10 protein-coding genes and 1 other annotated feature are annotated in these 12853 nt (G+C 30.5%); all 10 genes read left to right on the top strand.

What is annotated here, in order from left to right:
• The 10 genes from hydF (at position 1) to arcA (ending at position 12803) form a co-directional block, all read left to right on the top strand.
• Positions 1–1239: a [FeFe] hydrogenase H-cluster maturation GTPase HydF gene (gene hydF, locus TR13x_RS06445; protein ID WP_054871092.1), complete on the top strand. Its 1239-nt coding sequence runs from the start codon at positions 1–3 to the stop codon at positions 1237–1239.
• 83 nt (positions 1240–1322) lie between these two features.
• Positions 1323–1570 (top strand) — a binding site (T-box leader).
• Between the two features lie 240 nt (positions 1571–1810).
• Positions 1811–3202, top strand: a complete 1392-nt coding sequence (gene asnS, locus TR13x_RS06440) for an asparagine--tRNA ligase (RefSeq protein ID WP_054871091.1) — start codon at positions 1811–1813, stop codon at positions 3200–3202.
• Positions 3203–3403: 201 nt separating this feature from the next.
• Positions 3404–4219: an adenosylmethionine decarboxylase gene (speD, locus tag TR13x_RS06435; protein WP_152912128.1), complete on the top strand. Its 816-nt coding sequence runs from the start codon at positions 3404–3406 to the stop codon at positions 4217–4219.
• Positions 4220–4333: 114 nt separating this feature from the next.
• A complete protein-coding gene (locus TR13x_RS06430; protein WP_054871089.1) occupies positions 4334–4975 on the top strand; it encodes a lactate utilization protein in 642 nt (213 codons plus the stop codon).
• Between the two features lie 125 nt (positions 4976–5100).
• The gene (locus tag TR13x_RS06425; protein WP_054871088.1) at positions 5101–6756 is read left to right on the top strand and encodes a glutamine--tRNA ligase/YqeY domain fusion protein; all 1656 of its coding nucleotides are present in this window, start codon (positions 5101–5103) and stop codon (positions 6754–6756) included.
• Between the two features lie 325 nt (positions 6757–7081).
• Positions 7082–8983, top strand: coding sequence for an OPT family oligopeptide transporter (locus TR13x_RS06420; protein ID WP_054871087.1), 1902 nt, complete (start codon positions 7082–7084; stop codon positions 8981–8983).
• A gap of 72 nt (positions 8984–9055) precedes the next feature.
• Positions 9056–9409: a PqqD family protein gene (locus tag TR13x_RS06415; protein ID WP_054871086.1), complete on the top strand. Its 354-nt coding sequence runs from the start codon at positions 9056–9058 to the stop codon at positions 9407–9409.
• 9 nt (positions 9410–9418) lie between these two features.
• Complete coding sequence (locus TR13x_RS06410) at positions 9419–9763, top strand: hypothetical protein (RefSeq protein WP_152912126.1); 345 nt, start codon at positions 9419–9421, stop codon at positions 9761–9763.
• A gap of 14 nt (positions 9764–9777) precedes the next feature.
• On the top strand, positions 9778–11235 hold the full coding sequence (locus tag TR13x_RS06405; RefSeq protein WP_054871084.1) for an aminoacyl-histidine dipeptidase: 1458 nt from the start codon (positions 9778–9780) through the stop codon (positions 11233–11235).
• Positions 11236–11561: 326 nt separating this feature from the next.
• Positions 11562–12803 (top strand): arginine deiminase, encoded by a 1242-nt coding sequence (gene arcA, locus TR13x_RS06400; protein ID WP_054871083.1) that lies wholly within the window; start codon positions 11562–11564, stop codon positions 12801–12803.
• The last annotated feature ends 50 nt before the right edge of the window (positions 12804–12853 follow it).

Here is a 12853-nt window from a genome sequence, read left to right as displayed (position 1 = left end):
ATGAGTTTAAATGATACACCACGCTCTAACAGAGTCCATATAGCTTTGTTTGGTAAGAGAAATTCAGGAAAATCCAGTATTATAAACGCAATTACTAACCAGGAAATAGCTATAGTATCAGACGTTAAAGGAACTACTACAGACCCAGTTTATAAGTCAATAGAGATTTTACCTATTGGACCTTGTGTTATTATTGATACTGCTGGATTAGATGATGTTGGTGATTTGGGAGAACTTAGAATTAAAAAATCTATGGAAGTTTTAAATAAAACAGATGTAGCACTGTTTGTAATTGATACAACTGTTGGGATAACTGATGAAGATAGAATGATAATTAATAGAATTAAGGAAAAGAAGATACCACTAATTATAGTATTAAACAAAGCTGATATTTCTGAGGTATCTAATGAAGAGATTATTAGCTTGAAAAAGGAGTTTAAAGTACCAGTTTTAGCAATTTCAGCATTGAAAAAACAGGGAATAAATGAATTGAAAAAGAAAATTATTAGTGTTTTACCAGAAGATGAGGATAAATTTAAGATAGTTGGCGATTTGATAAATCCAGGGGACTTTGTGATTCTTGTTACTCCAATTGACAAAGCAGCACCAAAAGGAAGGCTGATTCTTCCTCAACAGCAGACTATTAGAGATATTTTAGAAAGTGATGCAATTGCTATTGTTACAAAAGAATATGAATTAAAGGAAACTTTAGAAAATATCTCTAAAAAACCTAAACTTGTAATAACAGATTCACAAGCTTTTTTGAAAGTAGCTGCTGATACTCCAAAGGATATTTTAATGACGTCTTTTTCAATACTATTTGCTAGATTTAAAGGAGATTTAGTCGAGCTAGTAAAAGGAGTTAAAGCAATTGAAAAGCTTAAAGATGGAGATAAAATTTTGGTTTCAGAAGGATGCACTCATCATAGACAAGCTGATGATATTGGTAGAGTAAAAATTCCAAGATGGATAAGACAAATTACAGGTAAAAAATTAGAATTTGAATTCAGTTCTGGAAATTCATTTCCAGATGATATACAAAAATATTCCTTAATAGTACATTGTGGAGGATGTATGCTAAATAGAAGAGGCATGCTTTATAGAATTAATAATGCAAAATCTTTAAATATACCGATTGTTAACTATGGAATGTTGATTGCTTATGTTCAAGGTATTCTTGATCGAGCGTTAGAACCATTTCCTCTTGCAAAAATGGTTTGGGATGAAAAGGTAGAATAAATTGTATAAATGTTGGGCAAGATTATATAAATTGTTTTGACATATTTTATAAAAAATATTATAATAAGTTAAAAATTAATATGGAAAAGACTATGAAGAGAAGAGTAGATATGGAACGTAGTTCAAGCGAGTCGGTGATGGTGGGAGACCGATACGAAGTCCATATTGAAGAACATCTCGGAGTCTCTAACCGAAATCATTTAGAGAGTAGGCTTAGACGGGACCAAACCGTTATTATTTGGACAGTATAGAAATATTTTCTGTACTGGTAAAGTTGGCTGCATGTGCAGCAATTAGGGTGGCACCGCGAAAGTAACCTTTCGTCCCTTGTTTTGGGATGAAAGGTTTTTATATTTTGGTACTAGGTACTGGATACTGGGTGCTGGGTACTAGGATTAGAGAACAGGTAACAGGGGACAGAGAACAGGGCATAGAAATGTAAAATTGAAAATTAAAAATGTAAAATTAGTTAACAGTTAACAGTAGACAGGGATAAGGAGTTTTGCATTTTTATTTCCTCTACTCTGTTAACTGTCAACTGGTAACTAAATAAAAAAAGGGAGGTATAAGGATGAAAAACATACTAGTAAAAGATATTTATAGAAATATGGAAAAGTATATAGATAACAATGTAGCTGTTTCAGGATGGGTAAGAACTATTAGAAGTTCGAAATCTTTTGGTTTTATTGAGTTAAATGATGGTAGCTTTTTCAAAAATATTCAGATTGTATTCGAGGATAATTTAGATAATTTTAAAGAAATTTCTAAATTACCTATTAGTACTGCAATTAAAGTTGAGGGACTGCTTGTAGCAACTCCTAATAATAAACAACCATTTGAAATAAAGGCAACAAGTATAACTATTGAAGCTGAATCAGATAAGAATTATCCACTTCAAAAGAAAAGGCATACTTTCGAATTCTTAAGAACTATTGCTCATTTAAGACCAAGAAGTAATACTTTTTCAGCAGTATTTAGAATTCGTTCATTAGTTGCTTATGCAATACACAAGTTCTTTCAAGAAAGAGATTTTGTCTATGTGCATACGCCAATAATTACAGGTAGTGACTGTGAAGGTGCAGGACAAATGTTTAGAGTTACAACGTTAGACTTTGACAATCTACCATTAGATGAAAATGGTAAAATTGATTTTAAAAAAGATTTCTTTGGTAAAGAAACAAATTTAACAGTAAGTGGACAGTTAAATGTGGAAGCATATGCTTTGGCATTTAGAAATGTTTATACATTTGGACCTACTTTTAGGGCTGAAAATTCTAATACTGCAAGACATGCTGCAGAGTTCTGGATGATAGAGCCTGAAATAGCTTTTGCAGACCTTAAGGATGATATGGATTTAGCTGAAGAAATGTTAAAGTATATAATAAGTTTTGTTTTAGAAAATGCGCCAGAAGAGATTGAGTTCTTTAACAAGTTTATAGATAAAGGGTTGTTAGACAGATTGACTAATATAGTTAAGTCAAATTTTGAAAGAATAACTTATACTGAAGCTATAGATATACTAAAAAAATCAAATAGGGATTTCCAATACCCTGTAGAATGGGGTAATGACTTGCAAACTGAACACGAAAGATATATTACAGAGGAAGTGTTTAATAAACCTGTTTTTGTAACAGATTATCCAAAAGATATAAAAGCTTTCTATATGAGATTGAATGATGATAATAAAACTGTTGCAGCTATGGACTTATTAGTACCTGGAGTTGGAGAAATAATAGGTGGAAGTCAAAGAGAAGAAAGATTCGATGTTTTAGTAAAGAGAATGGAAGAAATGGGACTTAAGAAAGAAGACTATTGGTGGTATCTAGAATTAAGAAAATATGGTGGAGTTAAGCATGCTGGTTATGGATTAGGATTTGAGCGAGCTATAATGTATCTAACAGGTATGACTAACATTAGAGATGTTATTCCATATCCAAGAACTCCAAAATCAGCAGAATTTTAAATGATATAAAATATAGTAAAAACCCCTACTTATGTAAAGTAGGGGTAAATTTTTAAGTTATTATTATTTTAATTTTAATTGACTATTATATTCTATTGGTTTATAATTTATAATTAGCTTAAACTTTGGGAAACTAGATTTAACTATATAAAATAGCTTGTTATATAGAGAAGAATTTAGTAGAAAAGGGGAATTAAGTTGATAGAAACTAATGAAAACAAGTTGAAACTATACGGTTTTAATAACTTAACAAAATCACTAAGCTTTAATATTTATGATATATGTTATACTGAGACTGAAGAAGATAGAAAAAAATACATTGAATACATTGATGAACAGTATAATTCTGAAAGATTAACTAGAATATTAACGACTGTTACAGAAATTATAGGGGCAAATGTACTAAATATAGCTAAACAAGATTATGACCCTCAAGGGGCAAGTGTAACACTATTGATTTCTGAAGAGGAAGTACCGTTATATGTGCTAGATCCATCTTGTAATAGGGGGATATTGACTCCTATACGAGAAAATATAGTAGGACATTTAGACAAGAGTCATATAACAGTTCACACTTACCCTGAAACACATCCGGAAAATAATATAAGTACATTTAGAGTTGATATTGATGTTTCTACTTGTGGTAAGATTTCTCCTTTAAAAGCTTTAAATTATCTAATTGATAGTTTTGATTCTGATATTATAACTATAGATTATAGAGTTAGAGGGTTTACTAGAGATGTAAATGGTAGAAAACATTTTATTGACCATGATATTAATTCAATTCAAAATTTTATAGCGAAGGAAACAATAGCTAGGTATAATCTGATAGATATGAATATTTATCAATCTAATATATTCCATACTAAGATGAAAATAAAGGATCTGAAATTAGAAAATTATTTATTTGAAATAAACGAAGAAGATTTAACACAAAAAGAAAGAGAAAAAATTATTCAAAAATTAAATAAAGAAATGACAGAGATATTTTATGGAATAAATGTTCCCAATGTTTAAAAATAAAACTCAGTCGGTTGACTGGGTTTTTAATTTTATTTAAATATTACTCTTAATATAATATTATTATATTAAGAATAATATTGAAGAATAATATTAAAAGGAGTTGAAAGTATGGATAAAAATGTTTCCTTTGTTATTGAGAGAAAGGTTAAAAGAACTATTGAAAATTTAGAAAAAAACAATATGCATGGTTATTTTGTGCAAAGCGAAAGGGAAGCTATTGAGAAAATTAAAGAGTTAATAAAAGAAGGAGATACAGTAACTGTTGGAGGTTCAATGACTTTATTTGAAGTAGGAGTTATAGATTTTTTAAGGAATGGAAAGTATAATTTTCTTGACAGATATAAGGATGGGTTGACTAGCGAAGATATTAAACAACTATACAGAAATAGTTTTTCAGCAGATGTGTATTTTACTGGGAGTAATGCAATAACAGAAGAAGGAGAACTTTACAATGTGGATGGTAGAGGTAACAGAGTAGCAGCAATGATATATGGACCAGATAAAGTAATAGTAGTTGTTGGTGTAAATAAAATAGTAAAAAATATAGATGAAGCAATAGAAAGAAATAGAGAGTTAGCAGCACCTGCTAATGCTAAGAGATTAAATAGAAAAACTCCTTGTGCTGAAGTTGGGTACTGCATGGATTGCATGAGCCCAGATAGGATTTGTAATGAGTATGTAGTGATAAAAAGGCAAATGCAAAAAGGTAGAATTCACGTTATAATAGTAAACAAAGATTTAGGATATTAGTTGCTAGCTAACATTAATTTAATTGTTTATAATAAAATCAATAGAAAGTTTAAGGAATTTATGGTATATTTATATACATATATTAATTTCTCTTGAAAAATACAATAGGAGAAAGGTTTGATAAAATGGATAAGAAAAACACATCATCAAATTTTATAAAAAATATTGTTATTAAGGATTTAGAATCAGGTAATTACAAAGAAATAGTTACTCGATTCCCGCCAGAGCCTAATGGATATTTACATATCGGTCATGCAAAATCAATTTGCTTAAATTTTGATTTAGCTGATGAATTTAATGGTAAGACTTATCTTCGTTTTGATGATACTAATCCATTGAAAGAAGATGTTGAATATGTTGAATCTATCAAAGAAGATGTTAAATGGTTAGGATATGAATGGGATGGATTATATTTTGCATCAGATTATTTTGAAGAAATGTATAGACGTGCAGTATTATTGATTAAGAAAGGTAAGGCTTATGTTTGTGATTTATCACCAGAAGAAATAAAAGAGTATCGTGGAACATTAACAGAACCAGGAAAAGAAAGCCCTTATAGAAACAGATCTATAGAAGAAAATTTAGATTTGTTTGAACGTATGAGAAAAGGCGAATTTAAAGAAGGAGAAAAAGTTTTAAGAGCAAAAATTGATATGGCTTCACCAAATTTAAATATGAGAGATCCCGTTATATATCGTATAGCACATGCTGAGCATCATAATACAGGTGATAAATGGTGTATATATCCTATGTATGATTTTGCACACCCTATTGAAGATGCAATAGAAGGAGTAACACACTCAATTTGCACCTTAGAATTTGAAGATCATAGACCATTATATGAGTGGGTTATAAGAGAATGTGAAATGGAGAATCAGCCTAAGCAGATTGAATTTGCAAGACTTAATTTAACTAATACAGTTATGAGTAAGAGAAAGTTAAAGCAGTTAGTTGATGAGAAATATGTTGATGGCTGGGATGATCCACGTATGCCAACTATTTCAGGGTTGAGAAGAAGAGGATATACACCAGAAGCAATACGTAATTTTGTAAGAGAAGTTGGTGTGGCTAAAAGTAATAGTGTAGTAGACTATAGAATGTTAGAACATTTTATAAGGGAAGACTTGAAATTAAAGGCACCAAGAACTATGGCAGTAGTAAGACCGTTAAAGGTGGTAATTACAAATTATCCAGAAGGCCAGGTAGAAATGTTAGAGGCAGACAATAATCCTGAAAATCCAGAAATGGGTAAAAGACTTATACCATTTTCTAGAGAAATATATATTGAACAAGAAGATTTTATGGAAAATCCACCTAAGAAATATTTTAGATTATTTCCTGGAAATGAAGTTAGATTAAAACATGCTTATTTTATTAAATGCAATGAAGTTATAAAAGATGAGAATGGTAACATAGTTGAATTACGTTGTACTTATGATCCAGAAACAAAAAGTGGAACAGGATTTACAGGAAGAAAAGTTAAAGGTACAATTCATTGGGTAGATGCTAAACATGCTCTAAAAGCAGAATTTAGATTATATGACTATTTAATTTTAGATGATGATCAAGATGAAGGAAAATCATTCCTTGATAAAGTAAATCCAAATTCATTAGAAATTTTACAAGGATTTGTTGAGCCAAACATGAAAGATGTTAAGCCTTATGATAAGTTTCAATTCTTTAGACATGGATATTTTAGTGTAGATCCTAAATATACTACAAAAGATAGATTAGTATTTAATAGAATTGTATCATTAAAAAGTTCTTTTAAAATAAAATAGATAAAAATGATTAACGAAAGGCTGTTGTTTTAAGCAACAGCTTTATTTTTTAACATAACAGATTTAACATTAAAATTGTTAAGAAAACTTAAAATATTTTTAAATTATAGAAAAAAACCCTATTTAATAATTTTGTTATGTAGAAAAATGATGTCAGAATATTGCATAATATGGCGTATATATGTATAATAGTTAACAGGTGTACTGTCGATGTAAATAGACAGGAAATCGTATTCCTAATAAAAACTAGGCATTATCTATACTTATTGTTTGGGAATCGATCTCCTTTCTATTTTACATAAAATAAAAATTAGGAGGGGACTATATGTCAAAAGGAACTAGTTCAGCGCAGGAATTTAAACCGTTTATTTCTGCGGACAAAGTCTTACCAGAATTTACTACAACATCACTTATTCTAGGTATTCTTTTAGCTATAGTGTTTGGTGCAGCAAATGCATACCTAGGATTAAAAGTGGGTATGACTATCAGTGCATCAATTCCTGCAGCCGTAATCTCTATGGGTATCATTAGAGGTATTCTTAAAAAAGAATCAATACTAGAAAATAATATGGTTCAAACTATTGGTTCAGCTGGTGAATCACTTGCAGCTGGTGCAATATTTACTTTACCTGCACTTTATATTTGGACTCAAGAGTGGGGTATGGGAACTCCAAGCTTATTATCTATCACTGCAATAGCTTTATGTGGTGGTATTCTTGGAGTATTATTTATGGTTCCGTTAAGAAAAGCATTAATAGTAAAAGAGCATGGTGTATTACCTTATCCAGAGGGTACAGCTTGTGCAGAAGTATTGTTAGCTGGTGAAGAAGGTGGAGAAAAAGCAAAAATAACTTTTGCTGGTTTAGGTATAGGTGCATTATATAAGTTTATTCAAGGTGGCTTTAAATTATTCCCAGGTGAAATAGAAACAACAATACCTGGATATAAGGGAGCTGCTATTGGTGGAGATGTTATGCCAGCTTTACTTGGTGTTGGTTTCATTATTGGACCAAGAATTTCAGCTTATATGCTAGCTGGTGCTGTTATAGGTTGGTTTGGACTTATTCCACTAATTACAAACATAGGAAGTATGGGCAATGTTATTATGTATCCAGCATCTGTGCCAATTAGCGAATTAGGCTATTGGGGTATTTGGAATTATTATATAAGATATGTTGGTGCTGGAGCAGTTGCATTCGGGGGTATTTTCAGCTTAATTAAATCATTACCTTTAATAGTACAAACATTTAAAGATGCTATGAAAGATTATTCATCAGGTGTTGGTGGAAGTACTAACGTTAGAACTGATCAAGATATGTCAATGAAGATAGTATTAATAGGTTCTTTAGCAGTTGTTTTAGCTATGATGATGTTACCGATAATCCCAGTAGGATTTGCTGGCGCGTTATTAATCGCTATATTCGGTTTCTTCTTTGCAACAGTTTCATCAAGAATTGTTGGTTTAGTTGGTAGTTCATCAAACCCAGTATCAGGGATGACTATAGCTACATTAATCATTACTGCTATAATATTTAAGGCTAGCGGTAATGATGGACAAGCAGGAATGATAGGTACATTAACTGTAGGTGCTGTAATTTGTATAATTGCTGCTATGGCAGGGGATACTTCACAGGACTTAAAAACTGGTTTCTTAGTTGGTGCTACTCCTAAGAAACAACAGTATGGTGAAATAATCGGTGCTATTGCGTCAGCACTTGCTATAGGACTTGTGTTGACTTTATTAAATAAAGCATGGGGATTTGGTTCATCTGAGTTACCAGCACCTCAGGCTACTCTAATGAGACTAGTTATAGAAGGTGTTATGGGTGGTAACTTACCATGGGCATTAGTATTTACTGGAGTAGGTTTAGGTGTTGCAGTTGAATTATTAGGATTACCTGTTCTTCCAATTGCAATAGGTTTATACTTACCAATCCATTTAAGTACTCCTATAATGGTTGGTGGGGTAATTAGAGGTATCTTAGATAAGAAATTAGAGAAGTCAAATGGTGAAGACAAAGGTATCAAAGCAAAAATTGATTCAGGAATATTATTTGCATCAGGATTAATTGCTGGAGAAGGTTTAATAGGTATATTATTAGCAATATTTGCAGTATTCGGAATAAACCTTGCACTTGGCATTGACTTAGGACAAATTGGTGCATTAGCATTCTTTGCTGCATTAACATATACACTTATGAGGAATTCCTTATTGAAGAAAAATTAATTTAGAGGTATGATGTAAAAGAGGATATTTTATATATCCTCTTTTCAACTTATTAAAGATAGAGGTGTAACAATGGTTAAAAAAATCAAAAAAAGTGATAATTTTTTAGAATTAATTCCTAAGAAAAATAATACTTTAGAATGGATAGTTAATGATGAAGGATTGGTTCAGGTTATCATACCACGAAATGGAATATTAGACAGGATAGTAAGAGTTTTTTTTAAAACACCAGAGGTAATGAGAATAGATTTAGACCCGATTGGAAGTTGCGTATGGAAGTCAATAGATGGACAAAGGAATATACAAGATATAGCTAAAATATTAAAAGAAGAATTTGGGGAGAAAGCAGAACCCCTCTATGAAAGACTAGGGACTTATATAAATATTTTAAGAAATAATAAATTTATTACACTAGAGAAGAGGTAAGTGATTAGTATGATAAGTTTTATTCTAAAGGTATTATTATTCGCTGTAACTTTTACATTTTTATATGCATGGGGATATGTTAAACAGCAGAGAAAAACTGAGGAACTATTAAATGCTTTGTATAAAAAAGCAGAAGCAAAAATATTAAAGGAACTTAAAAAACAGGAATCTTTAACTAAAAATGAGATTGAAAAGATTGTTAGAGGAACAAAAGCGTCCTTATTCTGGAGCAAGAATAAAGTTCAAGTTGTTGACCCTAAATTAGTAACTAAAAATTTGATAACAAAAATGATAAATGAAGGGCTTATTGTTGAAATCTATAACAGTAGGCCTAAAAAATATAAATTAAAGTAAAGGGGATGCTTGTAATGGTAAATGTTTTATCAGGGCTTAAGCCTGAGGCTGTATTTAAACATTTTGAAGAGTTAACTAGAATTCCTAGAGGTTCAGGAAATGAAAAACAAGTTAGTGATTATCTAGTTAAATTTGCAAAAGACAATGGACTAGAAGTTATACAAGAAGAATGTTTAAATGTAATTATTAAGAAACCAGCAACAGAAGGGTATGAAAATGCAAAAACAGTTATACTTCAAGGGCACATGGATATGGTTTGTACAAAAAATGAAGATTTAGACTTTGATTTTACAAAAGACCCAATTCCATTGATGGTAGATGGGGATATGATAAGAACAAAAGGAACCACTCTTGGAGCAGATAATGGTATTGCAGTAGCTATGATAATGGCTATTTTAGAGTCAAAAGACTTACCACATCCACCTCTTGTTGCATTAATTACAGTTGCAGAAGAGACTGGAATGGATGGAGTATTGAATTTAAATCCTGAAAACGTTTCTGGAGATATTTTAATAAATATTGATTCAGAAGAAGAAGGTACTATACTTGCATCATGTGCAGGTGGAGTAAACAATATTATTCATCTGCCTATAGAGTGGAATGAAGCTGATGCTAATAAAATAGGTTATAAAATATCTATTAAAGGTTTAATAGGTGGTCATTCAGGTATAGAAATCAATAAAAATAGAGCAAATGCAATAAAACTATTAGGAAGATTATTAGAAAGCCTTGATAAAGAAATAGGTATTGATATAGCAAATATTAGCGGTGGAGAAAAAATGAATGCAATTGCAAAAATGTCTGAAGCAGTTGTAATGATTAATAAAGATGATGAAGAAAAATTTAAGCGTATTGTTGATGAGCATCAAAAAATATTTACAAATGAATTTGTAACATCTGACCCTAATATTAATATTAGCTTAGAAAAAGTTGACGGCATACAAAAAGTATTTAGCTTAAAAACTAAAAAAGGCTTGATAAGTATTTTAAGGTTAATACCTAATGGAGTTCAAACAATGAGTGCTGACATAGAAGGTTTAGTTGAAAGCTCTAATAATATTGGAGTTATTACAACTAGCGAAGAAGAAATTAGATTCGATAGTGCAGTAAGAAGCTCAGTTAAAAGCTTGAAAAAGGAAATTAATGATAGAATTCAAAATATATGTGATTTAGTCGGTGCAAAAATGGAATTAGTAGCTGATTATCCTGAATGGGAGTTTAAAGTAGAGTCTCCTATTAGAGATCTAATGGCTGAAGTTTATAAAGATATGTTTGGAAAAGAAGTAAAAGTAGATGCTATACATGCTGGATTAGAATGTGGATTCTTAAAAGAAAAAATTGGTGACATAGATATGGTTTCTATTGGACCAAATGTTTATGATGTTCATACTCCAAATGAACATATAAGTATTTCTTCAACAAAGAGAGTATTTGAATTTTTATGTGAAGTATTAAAGAGAATAAAAGAATAAAAACCTTTGTTTTTAAGCTTCGGGTATAAAGCCCGAAGTTTTTTGTAGAAAAAAATTTTTTTGAATAAATATTCTTTTTGAAATTTATGGTTAAATTTAGATAAAAATTCAAATTATGAAATACACAGAAAAGTACAATTCAAGCAACAGTATATTGAGTGAATATTAATAATTCAATATAAAATTTATACATTTTTGAATATTGAAATGCAAAAATATAAAAATACGATGAATGACTTGATTTGACAAAAAATTCTTAAAATCATATACTGAAGGTGTGATAGTAACTACCAGTGTAGTGTAGACAATAAACGGGGGGTTATGCAATGGCTAAGGAAAACGTTTTACACGTATATTCAGAAATTGGCAAACTAAAGAAAGTTCTTTTACACAGACCAGGCAAAGAAATAGAAAATTTAACTCCTGACCTAATGGATAGATTGTTGTTTGATGATATACCCTATTTGAAAGTTGCTAGAGAAGAACATGATGTATTTGCACAAACACTTAGAGACAATGGAGTTGAAGTAGTGTATCTTGAGGATTTAACAGCTGAGTCTCTTACAGATGATGATATTAAACAAAAATTTATAGACGAGTTTGTTAAAGAAGCAAGGATTAACAGTAGAAAGAAAAGAGAACTTGTAAAAGAGTATCTCTTGAGCTTTTCTACTAATAGAGAAATGGTAGATAAAATGATGGAAGGTATTAGAAAAGAAGAAATAAAAGATTATAAAAAGGTTTCTTTAGTAGATATGATAGAATCTGATTATCCTTTTATAGTTGATCCAATGCCGAATCTTTACTTTACTAGAGATCCATTCGCAACAATCGGTTCAGGTATATCTTTAAATTATATGAAAACAATAACGAGAAATAGAGAAACATTGTTTTCAAAATATATTTTTAAATATCATCCGATGTTTAAAGATATCGAAATACCATTTTGGTATAACAGAAATGAAGATACTTCTATAGAAGGTGGAGATCAACTTGTCCTTAGTGAAAAAGTACTTGCTATAGGTATATCTGAAAGAACAGAAGCTGCTTCAGTTGAAAAATTAGCAAGAAGAATTTTTAATAATGGGGAGAAATTTGAAGTAATATTAGCGTTCGATATACCAAAGAAAAGAGCTTTTATGCATTTAGATACTGTATTTACTATGGTCGATTATGATAAGTTTACAATACATCCTGAAATAGAAGGACCACTTACTGTATATTCATTAAGAAAAGGGGAAAAGAATCACAACTTGGTAATTGAAAAAGAAACGATGGAGTTAAATGATATATTAAAGAAATACTTAAATTTGGATAAAGTTACATTAATTCGATGTGGAAATGGAAACAAAATAGATGCAGGTAGAGAACAGTGGAATGATGGTTCTAATACTTTAGCCATTGCACCAGGGGAAGTAGTAGTTTATTCAAGAAATCATGTTACAAATAGATTGCTAGAAGAACATGGTATAAAGCTTCATGTTATTCCATCTTCAGAACTTTCTCGTGGACGAGGTGGTCCAAGATGTATGTCAATGCCGCTAATTAGAGAAGATATTAGTCAATAGTTGATAGTCGATGGTCAATAGAGATAATTATTGACTATTTAATTCAAAAT

The organism is Caloranaerobacter sp. TR13, from assembly GCF_001316435.1.
Lineage (GTDB): Bacteria > Bacillota > Clostridia > Tissierellales > Thermohalobacteraceae > Caloranaerobacter.
This window is presented reverse-complemented; position numbering and strand designations above follow the sequence as displayed.